The 18,006-nt window shown below is 69.4% G+C and carries 15 protein-coding genes and 3 pseudogenes; 4 read left to right on the forward strand and 14 right to left on the reverse strand.

What is annotated here, in order from left to right:
• Nucleotides 1–475 precede the first annotated feature (475 nt).
• Entirely contained in the window at nt 476–811 is a 336-nt protein-coding gene (locus ABD140_RS36470) for a hypothetical protein (RefSeq protein WP_344246961.1), read from the forward strand.
• Nucleotides 812–968: 157 nt separating this feature from the next.
• Here the strand turns inward: ABD140_RS36470 and ABD140_RS36475 are convergent, their stop codons facing one another.
• Nucleotides 969–1,487, reverse strand: coding sequence for a peptidylprolyl isomerase (locus ABD140_RS36475; protein WP_344246963.1), 519 nt, complete (start codon nt 1,485–1,487; stop codon nt 969–971).
• Nucleotides 1,488–2,116: 629 nt separating this feature from the next.
• On the opposite strand from ABD140_RS36475, the pseudogene ABD140_RS36480 reads away from it, so the two are divergent.
• Nucleotides 2,117–2,380 (forward strand): annotated as a pseudogene (locus ABD140_RS36480) (transposase); the annotation flags it as partial.
• Nucleotides 2,381–2,393: 13 nt separating this feature from the next.
• Here the strand turns inward: ABD140_RS36480 and ABD140_RS36485 are convergent.
• From ABD140_RS36485 to ABD140_RS36495, 4 genes and pseudogenes are all read right to left on the reverse strand, one after another.
• The gene (locus tag ABD140_RS36485; protein ID WP_344246965.1) at nt 2,394–2,921 is read right to left on the reverse strand and encodes a hypothetical protein; all 528 of its coding nucleotides are present in this window, start codon (nt 2,919–2,921) and stop codon (nt 2,394–2,396) included.
• A gap of 234 nt (nt 2,922–3,155) precedes the next feature.
• Nucleotides 3,156–3,329 carry a helix-turn-helix domain-containing protein gene (locus tag ABD140_RS40250; protein ID WP_425544192.1) on the reverse strand — a complete coding sequence of 58 codons (174 nt, stop codon included), beginning with the start codon at nt 3,327–3,329 and terminating at the stop codon, nt 3,156–3,158.
• Nucleotides 3,330–3,510: 181 nt separating this feature from the next.
• Nucleotides 3,511–4,128, reverse strand: a complete 618-nt coding sequence (locus ABD140_RS36490; RefSeq protein ID WP_344246967.1) for a DUF6461 domain-containing protein — start codon at nt 4,126–4,128, stop codon at nt 3,511–3,513.
• A pseudogene (locus ABD140_RS36495) lies at nt 4,125–4,907 on the reverse strand (DUF6461 domain-containing protein). Before ABD140_RS36495 ends, ABD140_RS36490 begins: the two are co-directional and overlap by 4 nt.
• 74 nt (nt 4,908–4,981) lie before the next feature.
• Here ABD140_RS36495 and ABD140_RS40255 point away from each other — a divergent pair.
• Nucleotides 4,982–5,455 (forward strand): annotated as a pseudogene (locus ABD140_RS40255) (helix-turn-helix domain-containing protein); the annotation flags it as partial.
• A 245-nt stretch (nt 5,456–5,700) separates the two neighbouring features.
• Here the strand turns inward: ABD140_RS40255 and ABD140_RS36500 are convergent.
• A complete protein-coding gene (locus tag ABD140_RS36500) occupies nt 5,701–5,910 on the reverse strand; it encodes a hypothetical protein (protein ID WP_344246969.1) in 210 nt (69 codons plus the stop codon).
• Nucleotides 5,911–6,268: 358 nt separating this feature from the next.
• Between ABD140_RS36500 and ABD140_RS36505 the strand changes: the two genes are divergently transcribed.
• Nucleotides 6,269–7,867, forward strand: a complete 1,599-nt coding sequence (locus tag ABD140_RS36505; protein ID WP_344246971.1) for an IS200/IS605 family accessory protein TnpB-related protein — start codon at nt 6,269–6,271, stop codon at nt 7,865–7,867.
• A 56-nt stretch (nt 7,868–7,923) separates the two neighbouring features.
• Here ABD140_RS36505 and ABD140_RS36510 read toward each other — a convergent pair whose 3' ends face one another.
• The 8 genes from ABD140_RS36510 to ABD140_RS36545 form a co-directional block, all read right to left on the reverse strand.
• Complete coding sequence (locus tag ABD140_RS36510) at nt 7,924–8,718, reverse strand: hypothetical protein (protein WP_344246973.1); 795 nt, start codon at nt 8,716–8,718, stop codon at nt 7,924–7,926.
• 448 nt (nt 8,719–9,166) lie between these two features.
• Nucleotides 9,167–10,783, reverse strand: a complete 1,617-nt coding sequence (locus ABD140_RS36515; RefSeq protein ID WP_344246975.1) for a hypothetical protein — start codon at nt 10,781–10,783, stop codon at nt 9,167–9,169.
• On the reverse strand, nt 10,780–11,535 hold the full coding sequence (locus tag ABD140_RS36520; RefSeq protein ID WP_344246977.1) for an ABC transporter ATP-binding protein: 756 nt from the start codon (nt 11,533–11,535) through the stop codon (nt 10,780–10,782). The genes ABD140_RS36515 and ABD140_RS36520 overlap by 4 nt, the downstream gene beginning before the upstream one ends.
• A gap of 9 nt (nt 11,536–11,544) precedes the next feature.
• A complete protein-coding gene (locus ABD140_RS36525; protein ID WP_344246979.1) occupies nt 11,545–12,423 on the reverse strand; it encodes an alpha/beta fold hydrolase in 879 nt (292 codons plus the stop codon).
• A 3-nt stretch (nt 12,424–12,426) separates the two neighbouring features.
• Nucleotides 12,427–15,093, reverse strand: a complete 2,667-nt coding sequence (locus tag ABD140_RS36530; protein WP_344246981.1) for a helix-turn-helix transcriptional regulator — start codon at nt 15,091–15,093, stop codon at nt 12,427–12,429.
• Nucleotides 15,094–15,114: 21 nt separating this feature from the next.
• Nucleotides 15,115–15,282: a hypothetical protein gene (locus ABD140_RS36535; RefSeq protein WP_344246983.1), complete on the reverse strand. Its 168-nt coding sequence runs from the start codon at nt 15,280–15,282 to the stop codon at nt 15,115–15,117.
• A 477-nt stretch (nt 15,283–15,759) separates the two neighbouring features.
• Nucleotides 15,760–17,082, reverse strand: coding sequence for a helix-turn-helix domain-containing protein (locus ABD140_RS36540; RefSeq protein ID WP_344246985.1), 1,323 nt, complete (start codon nt 17,080–17,082; stop codon nt 15,760–15,762).
• 125 nt (nt 17,083–17,207) lie between these two features.
• A complete protein-coding gene (locus ABD140_RS36545) occupies nt 17,208–17,468 on the reverse strand; it encodes a hypothetical protein (protein ID WP_344246987.1) in 261 nt (86 codons plus the stop codon).
• Nucleotides 17,469–18,006 lie beyond the last annotated feature (538 nt).

An 18,006-nucleotide genomic window follows, 5' to 3' on the forward strand; every position in this document is an offset into this window, starting at 1 on the left:
CGGCCCCTCGGCCAAGCCCGGCTGGGAATGGGTGAGCGACGTGCACGAAGGGCAACTCCAACGCCTCGCCCGAAGAAGCGAAATGATGTGGAGTTCTGGCCAGGGGAAGGACCTGTGAGGGCGGCGCAACGCGCTGACGCAGGCTGAGTGTTTCCTCGCCGACACGCACTACCCGCGGCCGCATCAGTCGATGGACGGAACTCAGTGGCATGACGGGCTCTGCCCGACCTGCTTGGGGGCCTCCATCGGCAGCGGCCGAGGTTGCGCGGTCTGTCAGGGAGCCGGCTTCGTCCTGGTCGAGCCCGAGGAGCCGTGAGGGGAAGCCCTTGCGGTGCCCCTCGCCAGTGTTGTGAATCGATCAGCTAGGGCAGGGCACCTCGAAGAGCATCACTCTTATGGCGCTTTGTACCATTGCGTCCGGTGTGCCGGGAAGTCTGGTCGGCAACGTCTGTTCGCGACCCCTCGGGAGACCGCCATGAACGCTCCGCTCGGCGCCATCGCGCCGGTCCCCGTTCCTGCGCGGAGCCCTTCGGCCGGTAAGGCGCGGGCTGCCCTGTACGGGCTGCTGCTGTGGGCGCCCATCCTGGCCAACGCGACCATCACCGCCTGGTGGGGCTCCGGGCCGGCTCTCCACGGTCCCTGGGTAGGCGCACTCCGCGCCATACTCGGCCTGCTGCCGTTCACAGTCCTCGCCGTGGTCCTGCCCTCCGTCGGATACCGACGCCGCGCCGCGTTCTTCCTACTCGTCCCCTTGTGGAACATCTCCTTCACCCGCACCGTGTGCAGACGCCTCGCCGGGCTGCCCGACTGAGCACGACTGCCAAGAAACGATCGATTCTCAACACCTTCGTTGAGCGCCAGAGGTCTGACCTCCTGTCGAAGCGCAAGGGCCAGCCGACTGACGGGCCCGGGAGACGCGGACGGCATGGTGGCCGTGCCGAGACGTCTGGCCGGGCCCGTCGTGGTGGTCAGGCCCGGTTGATGGTGACCGATTCGAGGGCGACGTCCTCGACGGGCCGGTCGTTGCGGCCGGTTTCGCTGTTGGCGATCGCATCGACGGTGTCGGTGCCGGCGGTGACCTCGCCGAAGATGGTGTGCTTGCCGTTCAGCCACGGGGTGGGACCGGCGGTGATGAAGAACTGGGAGCCGTTGGTGCCTGGCCCGGCGTTGGCCATGGCCAGCAGGTAGGGGCGGTTGAAGGCGAGGTCGGGGTGGATCTCGTCGGCGAACTTGTAGCCAGGACCGCCGGTGCCGTTGCCCAGCGGGTCCCCTCCCTGGATCATGAACCCCTTGATGGTCCGGTGGAAGATGGTGCCGTCATACAGCGGCTGGTTGCTCGACTGCCCGGTGTTCGGGTCGGTCCACTGCTTGGTGCCCTCGGCCAGGGCGACGAAGTTCTCCACCGTCTTGGGCGCCTTGTCCGGGAACAGCTCCACCTCGATCTCCCCGCGGCTGGTGCGCAGGGTCGCTGTCAGCTTCTCGGCCATGAACCGTCTCCTTCTCGTTCGGCGGCGGTCGAGCCGACCACCGGCGATTACTCTCCATGACAACTCATTGCTGAGAGTAGTTGTCGGTGGGGGTGGCGGCGGCACGCGCCCCAGCGAGAAGGCCCTGTCGCGTGTTGCAAATCGTTCGTTTGTTGAACACCTCGCCGCACCCAGTCCCTGTCGATTCCGTAGCCCTCTGCGCTGATTCTCGAAGTCGTCCGCACAGGTGGGTCTGATCTGGTTGTGAGGCGGGCACAAGTTCAGCAGGCGAGGATGGGGTCCGGACATCGCCGCCGTCGGCCCAGGTCCACAGCCACTGTCGCAGCGAGGGAGCGGCGCGGACGATGTCGGCTTCGGGACATTGTCCTTGGCCCGGGTCCCAGCGGTCGGCGTCGAAGAGGTGGACGGGGTTCTCCGGCTCTGTACCAGTACAACGAGCAGCCGCCAGGTGACAGCTCGAACCAGGATGCGGGCAAACCGGCTTTGCGGTCGCGCCGGTGAAGCTGCACCGCAGAAGGCTGCACCACACCACTTGGATCGCGGTTGCCATAGCGCAGGCAGGGAAGTCCGCAAGTGTCCGGCCCGAACCCGCCGTCGCCGACCTCGGTGTAAATGCGGCGCAGGATGCCGGGCCGAATCCGGTCGACCGGGGCGAGAAGGGCAGCAAGCTCCACTTCGTCTACGACGGCGAAGACCTGCCGCTGGCCGTGCTCGTCACCGGCGAGGACGTCCACGACATCCAGGGATTCAAACCGCTCATCGAGGCCATCCCACCCGTCCGCTCCCGCCGCGGACCGCGCAGACGCCGTCCGGACAAGGTCCGGGCCGACAAGGCCTACGAGGCTGCCGACCTGCGCAGATGGCTACGGAAGCGGGGCATCACCCCTCGCATTCAGAGCCTGATCGTCAGAGGCCGGCGCCGGCGAAGACGTACCTGGAGGAGAACGTGACGGTGCTCGAGCAGAGGAAAGGGCTGGTAGCAGTTTTGTTGAGGGTGCCGGAGAAGGAGACCGTCAACGGAGAAGCGGTGCCGGTGTAAGTGCCGGCGAGGCTGCCGTAGTAGATGCACAGGACGGGTTTGCCGACATCGATGAGGAGGGCCAGCCTGGGAACGTTGAGAGTTGCGGACCCGCCGCTGAGTGACCCGCTCCAGGGCAGGTAGTAGGCGGTAACGGTGACGGGAGGCGGGCCAGAGAACGTGCAGGCGTTGAAGGTCGCTGTGGTGAGGTTCAGCCCGCCGGAGGCGGTGATGGTGCCGTTGAGGGAGGAAAAGGGGCAGGTGACGAGGGGGTACGTCCCCATCTGGATCTCTATGGGGGCGTCTGCGACGGCTGAGACGGGGCCGCCGACCCAGGCTGCGGCTGGAGATGCGGCGACAGCGACCGCGGTGACTGCTGCGGCTGCGGCGAACGCGGCGCGAGAGATGCGGGACATGGTTCCTCGTTCCCTTCAGGGCACGTCGAAGCATGCCCGGGTGTACGGCTGCCCCATGCCGTAGAGGCGGCTCTGTCCGCTCCTGTCGGGTGAGCGGGGAGAGCACAGGCTAGGCAGAGTGCGGCTGTCTGGGAACCTCAGGGTGAGCAGCGTCTCGAGGACGGTCAAGGAGCGAAGACGCCTACGAGATGGCCGGATGGCGACAGCACGAGGCCGTTCCCGAGGTCGGACTCTTCAGGAGGCGGCAGTAGATGGCAGAGCCCACCTGTGGCCGGGGACCTGCACGACCCGCTGGGCTTGCACGAGAGCGGCCATGCGCCGGTAGACGGTGGCGCGGCTTTCGCCCGCTACTCCCAGCAGGTCCTCACGCCTGAGGGGGCCGCCAGCCTCAGCGAGCGCATCGAGGATCGGCTGGTCGGGATCCGGAGCCGGGGTGGTGCGGGAAGGTCGGCCGGGGCGTGCACGGGGTGCCGGCTACGGCAGTGCCGGTGATGGTCTGGCCTCGGCTCAGGCAACTTCATGACCTCCGGCACTGGAACGGCCGCTGTGAGGGAGCCGTCATCGGTGGTTTCCTTCTTGTCTGGATCGGTCATCCCCGCAGCCGGCCGTTGAGGCTGGGATGCGTGACGAGATCTTCATGAGGAAGTACGACGCCTAGATCCTCGGCGAGGCGGTAGAACAAGCCGGAGCATCCCAGGGGCCCGTATTCGTCGATCCCAGGGCCGGGAGCGTTGTCCGGATCAGCGCCGAGTTCTCGCATGCGGGCCACGAAATGGTCGGGTGAGCTGCCTGATCGTCCGTCCGCGGTGATGCCGCACAGGGTGTTGATGCCGGTGACCAGGCGCCCGTCACGGGCGTACCGGAAATCGACCATTGTTTTTTCGTTCTTGTGGAGTACGAGGGCCTCGGTACCGGCCGAGACGCGCAGGATCAGGTCGCGGTCCTCGACGCACCGTCGGCTTCCTTCCTCCCAAGCCCATGACCACGCTCCATGCCGTCCGGCCTGGACGACGTAGCCGTCTTCATCGAGCAGCAGGTCCTCGAAGTCCCTGTCGAAGGTTCGGCGGTCGCGTACCGCGACCGTGTCCGGGTCGGCGCCCATGCGATCCAGCAACTGGTTCGGAGTCAGACCGCGGGCGAACGTGAGGCTGAGCAGCGGCAGATCTCTGCCGTACATCCAGCCCAGGCCACCGGGGACCGCGTTCACGATGCGCCTGGTTCGTCGCGCGCGATCGCGTCGAGCGGAATGGGCTGGTTGTCTTTGGCGCGGGCCTGGTTCCAGGCGTGCTCGGCCTGTTCGCGGGTCAGTTCCCTGTGAGTGCGTTCACCGTGGGCGTCGGTGATGTCGATGACGACGCTGTTCCAGTCCTCAGAGGGCAGCTCGATGAGGCTGGAGGTGTAGACGGCGTTGTCGAGGAGGTCTTCGGTGATGCGGATGCCGGTGACCTCTTCGGCCAGGGCCAGGTTGGCGGTGACGCTGAAGGTGCCGTTGACGGTGTCGATCCCGACTCGATGCATGGCTTCGACCAGGGCGTCGGGTGTGGTCCCGGAGCGGGTGGCCGGGTACTCGAACATGGTCCGCTGCTCTCCGTCCTTCCACCAGTGGAAGTAGGTCAAGGCATTGATGTCGGTGTAGTGCGCGACGATCTGCGTCCCAACAGAGGCCGTGCTCATCAACCGGTCATCGACTCCGGCCGTGCCGTTGATCCCCACCATCAGCGTCCACGGGCCGTTCCGCCCAGCGACCTCGGTGAGACCCGCGAAATCCGCATCGCCGTACAGGGTCTCGTCCTCGATCTAGTCGTGAGCATCTGTGAGGGCCGAGAAGCCGACGTGCGTCTCCCCGGGTTCGGCGCCAAGCCGTTCGAGCATCTCCGCAGGAGTAACGTTCTCGATCAAGGCCAGGAAGTAGCCCTCGCGCAGTGCGTGGTCCTGGAACCAGTCGTAGTGAGCGGCCGAAGCAGTCATAGCGGCAGATGCTGCCATGGAGTACCGACAACGTGACCCTGACGCGCTTTCTCAGAAGTCCTGGCGGTCCCAAGGGGTCGATGCAGCACCACATGTTGATCTTGTGGTGGTGGAGGGCATGTGCGGCGGTGCTTCGCCCAGACCGGCGGGATCCGGCGAATGCCTTCGACTCGCTGTGCGGAACATCTGTCGCTGGCCGAGCGGGGGAGATCTCCCGCGGGCCGGAGGCCGGGAAGTCGGCTCGAGCGTTGGCGGTGGGGCTGGGTCGATTGCCATCGACGATCTCGCGTGAGATCGCCCGTAACGGCGGCCGGGCCGCATATCGGGTGGCCACTGCCGATGAGGAGGCTCATCGGCGGGCACGCCGCCTCCAGGCCATCCCCGCCGCGCTCCGCAAATCGCTGACGTGGGACCGCGGGCGGGAGATGGCCGAGCACCGGGCCCTGACCGTGGAGATCGGCATGCCGGTCTCCTTCTGCCACCGCCGCAGGCCGTGGGAGCGCGGCACCCACAAGAACACCGACCGCCTCCCGCGCCAGTACCTGCCCAAGAACTCCGACCTGCGACAACACGGTCAGACCGACTTCGACCGGATCGCCGCCGAGCTGAACAACCGGCCACGCCGCATCCTGGGCCACCCCACCCCAGTCGAGGTTGACGCCGCCCTGGTCAGAAGCGGCGCGGCTACGTGGGTTCGACGCGAGGAGGTCCGATGGGTGATGTCCTGTCAGATCGCGCCAGGGCAGGGATTTCCCCGGCCAGGCCACGTATTGGTGTCGATGTTCGCTTCTGTGTGCGAACGACGGCTGTCTCAGCCGTCGTATTCGCTCCAGTCGAGGTCGAGCGCCCGGAGCGGGCGCAGGACACTGCGGTCGGTCGCCACGACCGAGACCGTGCATTCGTCGTCACCGGGTTCGCCGAGGTCGAGCTGAGCGACCAGGCCGGGGGCGACCGCGAACATCGCGGGGCAGTGCGATCGCAGGAACGGGGAGAGCGGGACGTGCTGCCAGCCGTCGATCATCTGCAGGGCCTGCCGGCGAGACGGGATGACCTTGGGCCACGCCCGGTAGGGAGCGTCAGCGAAGGCCTCAGAGAGGGCGAATTGGAGCAGGAACCCGCTGAGGGGTTCGGAGCTGTTGCCGGTTGAGTGTTCTTGAGTGTCGATAAGGCGTCTCTGGTCACTCGTGGTCTTGCCCGTGAGCCCCGCAGTGTGTGATGTGTCCGCTCTCTTGACGGTCGGCTGCCGGTCGTCGGTCCGCGTGGACATGCGAAGGGAAGAGGGATCATCGGGTTTCCCTCCTGTGTCCACCGACCTGGGAGTAGGTTGTGGTCCGGTCACACCCGGTGACCGCAAGCAGGTGGGTGGAGAGGGGGTCGGTGTGTCGAGGGTCACCGCCGCCGTCCGGTCTCCGCAACAGTCGGCCAGGACCGGGGCGGGCAGGCCGCTGCGCACGCTCGCTGAGCCGTTCGTGGCCGCCCCGAGCCAGGGTGTGTCGGTCCGTACCCGTCTCAAAGGCCTCACCTCCCAAGACGAGGAAGTGCTGTGCGGGGTGGGTGCGCATCTGGGGTCGCTGGCGGCCTCGGATCTGGCCGTCCGGTGTGCTGATGGCCTGGCCCACTCCTCGCGGCGGTGGGCCGAGCGCAAACGGGAGTTGACGGGTGAGTCGTCGTCGCGGTGGGCGGGGTCGATCACCAAGGCGACCCATGACCAGTGGGCCCTGTCCCGGCGCTGTCAGGCCGCGCACCTCAAGAGCCTGGATGCGGCCGTCGAGGCGATCGGGTATCGCCTGTCCCTGCCGGTGGGTGCCAAGGGCGGCCGAGGTGCCCCGGGCGGGTATCGCTCGCGGGCCGAGTGGTTCGCCAAGTCCCGCCGCTTGGCGGTGTTGAAGGAGCGCCGTGGGAGGGTCGCCGCTGACTTCGGTGCGGGCAGGGTGCGGGTGGTGCGCGGCGGTCGCGCTCTCGCCCATGCCCGTCATCATCTGAGTGAAGCGGGTTTGAGCGAGCAGGAGTGGCGCCAGCGGTGGGAGGCGGTCCGCTGGTTCCTGACCGCCGATGGGGAGTCGGGTAAGCGGTACGGCAACGAGACCATCCGCATCACCCCCGACGGACAGATCAGCATCAAACTCCCCACACCCCTGACCGGTCTGGCCAACGCCCCGCATGGCCGGTATCTGCTGGCCGCGAAGGTGAGCTTCGCCCACCGCGGCTCAGAGTGGGCGGATCGGGTGGAGGCGAACCGGGCGACGGCCTACCGCCTGCACCTCGCCCCCGGGCGGGGCCGCTGGTATGTGGACGCCTCCTGGCAGCGCCCACCCGTACACGTACTGTCGCTGGAGGCCGCCTGTGCAAGCGGGGTGGTGGCGGTGGACACCAACGCCGACCACCTCGCCGCCTGGCGCCTCGACATCCACGGCAACCCCGTAGGCCGACCAGTCCGCTTTCCCTACGACCTCACCGGCACCGCCGCACACCGTGACGCGCAACTCCGGCATGCTCTGACCCGGCTGCTGCACTACACCCACCGCACCGGCGCCAAAGCGATAGCGGTGGAGGATCTGGACTTCACCGACTCCAAAACCCGAGAGAAGCATGGGGGCAACCGGCGCTTCCGCCGGGTCATCTCCGGGATCCCCACCAGTCGCCTGAAGGCCCGTCTGGTGTCGATGGCCGCCGAGTGCGGTATCGCGCTGGTGGCGGTGGATCCGGCCTATACCAGCCGGTGGGGCGCACAGCACTGGCAGCAGCCCACCAGCACGTCTACACGTAAGACCAGTCGGCACGAGGCGGCGAGTATCGTGATCGGCAGGCGCGCCCTGGGCCTGGGTGCCTGGCGTCGGACGGCACCGCCCCCGCACCACCGGAGTGATGGCGCGGGGCATCGGACCGTCCAGGCCCGGCACCACGGTCCGGAGTGTGAGGGAACCCGCCCCATCCGAACGGCTGCACGGATGCGATCCGTGCGGCCGTCGGATGAGTGAAAGCAGGGGGACCAGTCTGTTCAGGACCGTTCGGGACAGGCGCACCGGTCGGGGGGTCACTCCTGGACAGTGTTGAGGAACGGTTCGCTTTCCTCGCACCACACTTCGCGGTCCTCGGAGATCAGTACTCGAGGACCGGTGTCCTGGCCGGGGGCCAGCGCCCAGACGAAGCATCCCTGGTTCTCATCGCCGAAGTGGATCCGGCCCGCGGCGTCGACCTCGAGTTCGGCGGGAGGCCGCAGGGAGTTCTGCCGCCCCATCACGGAGGCGCGGCCGCGAGCCAGCGCATAGAACTCCTGTAGCGCTCGCGGCACAGGTGTCCGTGGTCCTACCGCCTCCAGTGGCATTGAGGTGTTCGGTGTCCGCCGGTACCAGCCGTCGACGAATTCGCGCAGCGCCCGGGGCCGGTCACCGGCCACATGATCCAGCCACGCGATTCCCGGCAAAGCGGTCGGTGGCGCCGGGGGATGGACGAGGTCGAGCATCTCCCAGGACAGCGGCTCGTCGAGCGTGATGTCCGCTGAACGAAAGACGCTCGGGTCACCGGTCCAACTGGAGTGCCTGCACTGGCCCGAACCGAGGCTCAGTAGCCCGTCGGGCGTTCGCGCGAACAGGTGATGACGGAAACCGTGCAACTTGTCCTCAAGCACTTGGTCGAACCCGGCGGGTACCGCTCCCTTCAGTTCGAACCTTCGATGGCCGCGCACCCCGCTGGCCGACAGATCGTCGCCGATCCCCGCAATGATCATCAAGCCCTCGGAGCCGGTCAGCACCGTCGCGCCCCCCGCGGTGAACGACCGCGGTTCCGGGCCGGCGACAGCGTAAGCGACACGCTCGTCAACGATCTTCATTCCAAGCAACCTAGCCGCCGCCTACGCCCCTCGGCTGCCTCGCCGCCCCTGCGATCGCCGCCGCACGTGCCCTCCTCGAACCTGCCTGACCGGGCCAGGCCAGCCGCATAGACTGCCCCGGGGCATCCGGCCCTCGCGGCGAGGAACCCGAAGACCGCCTCGACCGCCGACGCGGCCTGCGGGGTGAGGAGCGGCGCCTGACGCATGAGGCCTGCGACGCCGTACTCTTCGGCCGCGGACGTGACCCGGCTCTGCCCGCTCAAGGGCGTCCTGGGCCCGCGCGGGCAGCGGCAGTTCCCAGACCGGGATCTCCCCGAGCGACGTCCAGGCCGGCTTCATGTGCCCGGCGAACCATCCTGCTTCCGCATCACGGCGCCGCCGTCCGCGCCTTACGGGGAAGGCGGCTGTCAGGCTCGGCAGAGCCCCGGCCGCCTCGGTGTGCCATGGTTCAGCGGCGCGATGACCGCGCCGCGCGAGGCCTGTTGACCGGGCGCAGGGCCGCGGTGTCGCGGGTGGCCATCGCCTCGAGCAGGCCGGTGGCGCGCTGCTGGAGGAGGCGTACGGTGAGCGCGGGGAGCCCGCTCAGGATGACGGAGGCCAGCAGGACGGCGATGAGGAAGGTCCCCCACCACGGACCGCCGATGACGCCGGGCAGGATCGCGGCCAGCAGGACCCCCGGGAAGATCGTCATCTGTCCGCCCGTCGGATCGCCCGCTTGCTGCCCCGGGTGGAAGCGATCGCGGGCGTCGGTGCCCACGGCCGGCATCACGAGCGCGAGCAGCGGTGCCCCGGCGCAGCCCGCCGCGGCCGCCGCGATGGCGCCGCCGACCGCGGCGCCTCCCAAGGGGGAGCCGGTCGCGGCCCACAGCACGACCGCCAGCGCGATGGACGGCAGGCCGAACAGCAGCGCCCACGCCGTCATCCGCCCGCGCACGTCGTTCTTGAGCGCGCCCGGTGTGATGAGGAGCTGCCACAGGGCCGTGCCGTCCAGGGCGTAGGTGTTGACCGCGGCCATCGCGCCGAACGCGGCTGCCGCGGGGCCTACCAGGGGCAGCGCCCAGCTCCAGTCGGTGACGGCGATGATGAGCGCCATCAGCAGCGGTGTCAGCCAGGCAGTGCGCAGCTCGACGCCGCGGGCCGGGTCGCGCAGCCAGGTGGCCAGCTCCCGCGAGACGACCGCGGCCACCTGCGGCGTCGTGAACGGCAAGGACAGCCCGCGTCCCGGTACCGCGGGCCGCCGCGGACTCGCCCGGCGGGGCGGCCGGCGCAGGGCGCGCACCGTCAGCGCGATCCAGCACAGATGCAGCAGGGCGCCCGAAGCCAGCAGCGCCGCCAGCGGCAGCAGGACCGGTTCCGCCCCGGCGCCGTCACGGGCGGCGAGCGCCGCGCCGTATCCCCAGCCGGTGGGCGACGCGGCGAGCACGTCGCTCACCGGTTCGGGCAGCCGCCCGGCCGTGGAGGTGACCAGGGCCAGGTCTCCCTCGCCGAGGCGGGGCAGCAGCCAGGCCGCGACCGGTACCCATCCGGCGAACGACAGCGCGAGCATGATCGCGGTCTGCACGGCGGCCAGCGTCATCCCGACCCGGGTCTGCAGCAGCCAGGCCGCCAGTGCCGCCACCGTCTTGCCCGCCCAGATGAGCAGATACAGCTGGGCCGCCATCGCGGCCACGGCGGCCGCCACCGCCGCTGTGCCGCCCGGTGCGGCGAGCACCGCCAGCGATGACAGGCACGCCAGCGTGATGAGCGGGCCGACGCCCAGAAGTTCGGTCCACGACAGAGCCCGCGCCAGCCGCCACGACGGCAGCGGATATCCGCGCAGCCACTCGCGGGAGATGACCGACGGATCATGGCGGGGCCGGGTCAGCGGCCCGAACAGCCACATGCCGCCCCACACCGTGAGCGCCACGGCGATCCAGTCCTCGTGGATCACGCCGTGAGCGGCCGGGGAGGCGCCCCAGATCACCAGGGCGGCCAGGATCAGTCCGGTGACCAGGCTGAACGCACGCTCGTCGTGTGGTCCGTTGTGCAACAGGCGCAGCTTGAGCGCGAACAGGGCGCGGGTCATGCCAGCCACTCCAGTGGCCGCACGGGATCGGCGCCCACCAGTTCGACGAACCGCTCGTTCAGCGTCGAGCCTTCGGCCACCTGCTCCACCGGGCCCTCGACCAGCACCCGGCCGTCGACCACCACGGCGACCCGGCGGCAGTTGCGCTCGACGAAGTCCATGATGTGGCTCGACAGGACCACGGTGCCGCCGGCGTCGACGTACTGCTCGAGCACCTGCTCGATGGAGTGGGCGGAGACCGGGTCGATCGCCTCGAACGGCTCGTCCAGGACGAGTATCGGGGGCCGGTGCAGCAGCGCCAGCGCAAGGGTGATCTTCTTGCGCATGCCCGTGGAGTACTCCACGATCAGCGTGCGTGGAACGGCGTCGAGTCCGAGGACCTCCAGCAGGTCGCCCGCCCTCTTCCGCCAGCCGCCGTCCAGGCCGCGCAGGCCCGCGCTGTAGCGCAGGACCTCGGTGGCGGTCAGCCGTTCGGGCAGGGACAGTCCGTCCATCATGACGCCGAGCCGTGCGAGCGCGGTCTCCCGTGCGGTGCGCAGATCGTGACCGGCGATCCTGACCGTGCCGGCGGTCGGGTGGCGCAGTCCGCACATGGCCGTCAGGACGGTGGTCTTACCGGCGCCGTTGGGGCCCACGATGCCGTAGCACATTCCCGGCTCGATGCTCAGGCTGAGCCGGTCGACGGCGAGCACGGTGCCGAAGCGCTGGGTCAGGTCCGCCACTTCGATGGCGGGAACGCCAGGAGTCTGCAACGGACTTCCTCACCCGGCCGTGTGCGTGAGGATCGCGTCGGCCAGTTCCCGGTGGGTCTCCGGCGGCAGCGTGTGCCCCATGCCCGCGACGGTCATCAGCCGTGCTCCCGGGATCCGCTCGGCGATGATCGCGCCGTGACCCGGTTTGACCGGCTCGTGGCTGCCCTCGATGACCAGTGTGGGCGCCTGTACCCGGTGCAGCGCGTCCACCGGTTCGAAGTCGGGGTCGGCCCCGGCGGCCAGCCGGTGGTTGGCCGCCGCCGACAGGTCGCGGGCCCGGCCGTGGATGCGCTCCTGCAGCCGGCGCGCCGCGTCCTCGTCGAAAGGCAGCCCGGTGCCGTGCAGCACGCGCTGCTCGGCGATCATGCTGTCGATCAGCGCCCGGTGGTCGCGAGCGGGCGGGGCCGCCATCAGCGCGCGGAAGAACTCCACGAACTCCGGCTTCGGCTCCGGCAGGCCGCCCTCGGGCTGCGGCTGGCCCATCAGGGCCCGCAGGAGCACCTGGCCCTCGCCGCCGCCGAGCGGCGAGGAGGCGATGACGGTCAGGGACCGCACCCGCTCCGGCGCCTCCACGGCGATGAGCTGGCCGAGCAGTCCGCCCGCCGAGTGGCCCACCAGGTGGGCGCTGTCCAGGCCGTGCTCCGCCAGTACGCGGTAGACGTCGTTCTTGATGTCGTCCCAGGTGTACGGATCGGTCGCGAAGTCGACGGTGCCGGACATGCCGGTGTCACGGTGGTCGTACCGGATCACCCGGCGGCCTCCGGCGGCCAGCCGGCCGACGAGCTCGTCCGGCCACAGGATGCCCTGCGACATCGAACCCATGATCAACAGGATCGGCGCGTCGGTCTCGGCGCCGAACTCTTCACTCCAGATGGTGACGTTTCGCATGCCTCAGAGCATGTCGTTTCCTTCTACGGGTGCCTTCCGTAGAACTACTAGCCGTGCCAGATCCGTACGGGAGCCGATGCCCAGCTTCGGATAGATCTTGTACAGGTGGTACTCGACCGTACGCGGGCTCAGGAAGAGCCGGGCGGCGATCTCCTTGCTCGACGCTCCGTCGGCGACCAGGTCGGCGATGCGCAGTTCCTGCGGGGTCAGCGCGTCGAGCACGCTGGGGGGCGGGGCGCCGCCGTTCTCGCCCGCCGCCCGCAGCTCGTCCTGCGCACGCCGCGCCCACGGCCGGGCACCGGCCTGCTCGAAGACCTCCCGCGCCATCCGCAGATGCGCTCGTGCTCGACCTGACCGCTGCGTACGGCGCAGACGCTCACCCAGCAGCAGGGCGGTCCTGGCCGCCTCGAAGGGGTTGGTGTGCAGCCTCAGCGCCTCATCGAAGGCCTCCTCATCCGATTCGGCCAGGCCGCGGCAGCGGGCCAGCAGCGCACGCGACTCGGACGTCGCGGCATGCTCGGTCGATCGCTCGTAGGCCGCGAGCGTCGCCCGGGCGCCGGCCTCGTCGCCCGCTGCCACCGCGGCCTCCACCTGATCCGGCATGGTCCGCCAGACCACGGTCGGATGTCCCGCACCCGGCCCCGCCGCCGCGATCGCGCGGAAACGGTCATGCGCCGACGCGTAGCGGCCCAGGCACAACTCGAGCATCGCCAGCGCGTACGCGGCCACCCCCGCGTGCAGCCCGACCCGGTGCGGCAGGGCGATGGCCAGCGCCTCACGAGCCTGCCGTGCACAGGGCTCCTCCTGGCCGCGCAGAGCCGCCAGCACCGCCAGATTGGCCAGGTGCGCGGCCACGGCGTTCTCGTACCCGGCCTCCCGCGCCAGCGCCAGGCCCTCCTCGGAGACGGCCTGGCTGCGCGCGAGCCGCCCGGCGAGGCGCTCGGCGGTCGCCACGAACTCCAGCACGACGGGCAGCTGCCCGGCCGTACCCGACACCCTGGCCACTCGCCCGGCCCGCTCGGCCATCTCGCCCGCCACATCCGACTCGCCCAGAGCGCTGGCCGCAGCCGTCGCCCACAGGTAGCCCACCGCGTCCTCCAGCCCGTCCGCCCGCGCCAGTGCCCGCCGCAGCAAGGCCGGCCCGGTGGCGTCCCCGTTCAGAGTCGACCCGATCCCGGCCACCGTGTCCCGCAGGAACCCCTCGGGGTGCGCCGCCGCCCGTCGACCGAGCTCGACGAGGGCCGCCGTGTCACCGACGTACGAGGCGGCCTCCACGGCGTCGGCCAACATCTCCAGGCTGTCGCCCGCCGCAAGGATCCGCACGGCCTCGGCAGCGTTGCCCGAGTTCAGCTCGAACCGGCCCCGGAGCCGGGCGATCTCCATCGTGAGCGTGATGTCGCCGCCGGCCCCTTCGCGTGCTTCGGCCAGCATCGATTCGGCCTGTCCCGGCAGGCCGGCGAGCCAGGCCGCCACGGCGGCGTCCTTCAGCCGGACGGCGCGGGCGCGCGGGTCGGGGGTCAGCTCGGCGGCCCTGGCCAGTGCGGTGGCGGCGGCGCCGTACCCGCCGCGGTCACGGGCCCGCCCTGCGGCCTCGGCCAGCGCGACGGCGACCGGCTCGGCCTGGCCCAGGGAGGCTCCGGCCAGGTGCCAGGCCCTGCGGTCGCCCGCGGTCAGCTCCGCCAGGACGGCGTGCGCGTGGCGGACTTCGGCGGGGGTGGCCGCCTCGTGGATCGCGGATCGCATGAGCGGGTGACGAAAGCGCATGCCGGTGCCCGACACCTCGGCCAGCCCGCTCTCCTCCAGCTCGGCGAAAGCCGCCGATCCCGACCCCGGCGCCAGCCTCTTCGCCGCGCGCAGGACCACCTCGAGGTCGGTCTCGACAGCGGCGAGCAGGGCGACCAGCCGGGCGGGAGCCGACAACCCGGCCACCCGGTCACCGAAAAGCCGGGTGCCACCGGGCAGCGGGTCGGGCAGCGGTTCACGGCCGGCGAGCTGTCCGGGCGTCAACCGGGCGGCGATCTCGTTCAGGGCCAGGGGGTTCGCCCCGGTCCGTGTGATGATCTCCCGTCTCACCGAAACGGTCGGCGGCCCGTGCCGGGACCCCAGCAGCTCGACCGCGGCGTCCTCGGGCAGGCCGCGCACGTCCACCGTCAAGGGCACGTCCTTGACCGGAGCATCGCCGCGGACGGCGAACAGCATCGCGATCCGTTCGGTGTCCAGCCGCCTGGCGGCGAACAGCAGAGCATCGGCCGAGGCCCGGTCGGTCCACTGGAAGTCGTCGACCACGCAGATCAGGCCTTCCGGGCCGGCGGCCTCGGCCAGCAACGACAGCACGCCTGCGCCCAGCAGGAAGCGGTCGCCCCCGCCGTCGGAGGCGTGCCCCAGGGCCGCTCGCACGGCGTCGCGCTGCGGCCCGGGCAGCGCGTCGAGCAACCCGGCCGCCGGCCGCAGCAGCCGGTGCAGCGCCGCGAACGCGAGATCGGCTTCGGATTCGACGCCGCCGGTCCGCAGGACCCTCATCGCCTCGCCCCGCGCGGCCGCCTCGTCGAGCAGGGCGGTCTTGCCCACGCCGGCCTCGCCCCGGAGCACCACCGCCCCGCCGCAGCCATTGCGGGCTCGCGCGATCACGCCGTCGAGCACGCTGATCTCTGCAGATCTTCCGTAAAGCACAGGAGCCCACTCTAAGAGGTCCTAACAAACCGACACCTGGTGCGTCTGCTCATTCGGCAGCATTCCCAGGAGTGCGCCGAAGCGAGGGCGGGCGTGGGTATGGGTGTCCAGGAGCGGGACCACGTGGTTGTCGTTGTAGGCCACGGACAGCAGGCCGCCGCCGTCGGGCAGCTCAATGGTGGGCCCCATGTGTGCGCACAGCACGAAGGGGCACGGGCGGCCACCGGATCATCATCCAAGTCGGCGGTGGAGTCCAGGTCGTCCTGGATGTTGAGAGGCGCCGGCAGCGGTATACAGGTCCAGGATGGAGTACCGGTACCACGGTGCCACCGGAGAGACCGAGGGCCACGGGGCGCAGGCATCCGGTAAAGCGCACCGACCCGCTCTCCAGCAGTCGCTGGAGGCTGGTTTTGACCTTGGTGCGGCCGAGTCCGATCCGGCTGGTCAGTTCCTGTTAGGAACAGCGCAGGTCATCTGCCAGCACGGTCACGAGCCAGTGGCTGAGCACCTCTCCATCTCTTCACTTCTGCAAACTACACACAGTAACGATCGTCACCCACGGATACTTGGGGGCTGGGGTCACGTTCGGAATCGGAGGACCGACAGCGAAGTAGGACTCGCCTTAGCGGCTCGGGCGGTGTGCCGCCGGTGGGCGGTCTGGAATCTCTAGACGAGTCTCGTTGTCTTCAGCCGGTCGTGGGCGTACTCGCGTAGTTCTTCCAGGGGCTGCTCGGGTCGGTTGCTCAGTTGGTTGATCAGCCCGGTCACCAGTTGTATGCACCGTTGTGCCTGTGACTCGAGTGCCATGTCCAGGGCTGCGCGTGCGTCCTGTGCGGCGGTCGCGGCGTCTCGGCGGCGTGCGGCGCTCTCGGCTCGGTAGGCGAGGAACAGGGCCTGTGTGCGGGTACGGCGAGGGTCCAGGTCTTCGAGCCCGGCGCCGATCGCGGTTTCAGCGCGGTGGGGCTGGCCTAGGTCGAGCCGGCAACGGCCGGCGTCGGCGTTCAGGTCCGCAGGACCTATCCAGGACACGACTGGCGGGGTGGTGTCGGGGCGGATGCGTTCCAGTTCGTTTTCAGCTGTGCCCAATGCGGTCTCGACTCCCGGTCCGTCCTGCAGGACCGCGCGGGCGCGGGCGGTGCGGATGTGGATCAGGGACCGTACGGCCGGGGTGCTGGTGCGGGATCGGGCGTGTCCCAGGATGGCGGTGGCCTCTTCGGGGTGGCCCAGCCAGGTGGCCTGGTAGGCGAGGTCGGCCAGGGCGACGGCTGCCAGGTCCCGGTTTCCGGCCTGGTGGGCGGCGTGGACGGAGGCTTGCCAGTGGCGTTGCGCGGCGGCGTGCCGGTCGGCGTCGAAGCGGATCCAGGCCGCGCAGTGGGAGAGGTCGGCGGTCACCGCGTGCAGCCTGCGTCCGGTCGCCTCTGGGTAGCGGCCACCGTCCAGCAGGTCGATCACGGTGTGCAGGTGTGCGTCGACCAATGAGTTCACCTGCGGGCCGGGCGGCAGGCGGCGCAGTTCGGCTGCGCGTTGTTCCAGCCACTCCACCAGTTCGGTGTCGACCGGTTGCCCTGCCAGGGCCTGGTCGAGGTGACGGGGCTCCAGCCGTGCCCAGTCGGCGGCGGCCTGGACCAAGGCGCCGCTGCTGAAGATCAGAAATGACCGCCGTTCCATACGGGTGACCTGGACCTCTCTGAGTGCGACCCGGCTTCCGGCCGGACTGAAGGGGGCGGGATGTTCGAATGCGGGGAGCCGGCCGGGCCACTTCGATTGCTCGACCGCTGAGGCCGGAACGTTGAGCAGGTCCGCCAGAAGCCGCTGGCTGTCGTCGTTGGGCACGGCGATGCCCTGCTCCCATCGCCACACCCGGTTGCGGTCGATGCCGCTGCGCAGTCCCGCCGCCCGGGCCTGCGCCCGGAGCTTGCGGGCCAGATCCGCCAGGGACCAGCCCCGCTGACGGCGTAGGTAGGTGAGGGGGTGCCGATCCAGGTCCATGACGTTCCTGCCTTCGCCGCCACTGCCTTTCCCCCACCCTGCCTTATCTGCCCGGTTCGCAGCAGGTTTCGCAGTGCCTGACACACACCGGACACGCACTTGTCCACTAGGTTCTGTTTCTTGGATCAGGTGCGGAGCCAGATGAACAGGGCGGTGACGGTGATGGTGCCGAGGAACTCGGTGCCGTCCCGTCGCCATATGTCGGTCTTGAGGAGCTTTCCGCTGGAATTACGTTCTTCGGCGCGTTTGCGTCGCCATTCACGTTGGTAGTCGGCTGCGAATGCTCTGCATGTGGTGCAGGTGCATTTCATGCCGTAGCGGTCGCCTTTGGTGCCATGCTGGTAGACGAGTCCGGTCTTGGAGAACAACGGAGGGATCTCTTCCACCTCAACTCCTCCACGGATTCAGTAGTCCAAGGACTCGCAGCGAAATCATCCCTCTCGCCACACGTCTTTTCGCCGACGACTTCCGCCTCCTCGGTGTCGCGGACCTCGATAAAGCCGCCATCATGTTCTGGGGCATTCTCCACTGCCTGACCACTGCGGCCCTCTCCTACGGCACGAGCTTCCCCGAGGCCCGCCGCATAGCGGACGAGTTCACCACCCTCACCACTCGATTTCCAGTGACTTACTAACTGATTTTTTTACTTCAGGTTGTTGGCCACGAGTTTCTTGTATTCGCGGTCGAGCATCGAGGGTTTCTCCAAGATATCGTCTGGGGCGGCCGACCACTCGAACGGGCCGGCGTCTTCGTTCCAGTGCTTCACACAGTCGGCTTCAGGCGCCGAGGATTAACCGATCGCGGCTTCGGGTAGCGGGAGTAGTAGTGCTCGACCGACGAGCGCGGATGCACGGCAGCATGCGGATTCGTCGAAGAGAAGGGAGCGCCTATGGCTGAATCAGCGGAGTACGAACCCGGTACTCG

The sequence above is a fragment of the Actinocorallia libanotica genome, from assembly GCF_039525175.1.
GTDB lineage: Bacteria > Actinomycetota > Actinomycetes > Streptosporangiales > Streptosporangiaceae > Actinocorallia > Actinocorallia libanotica.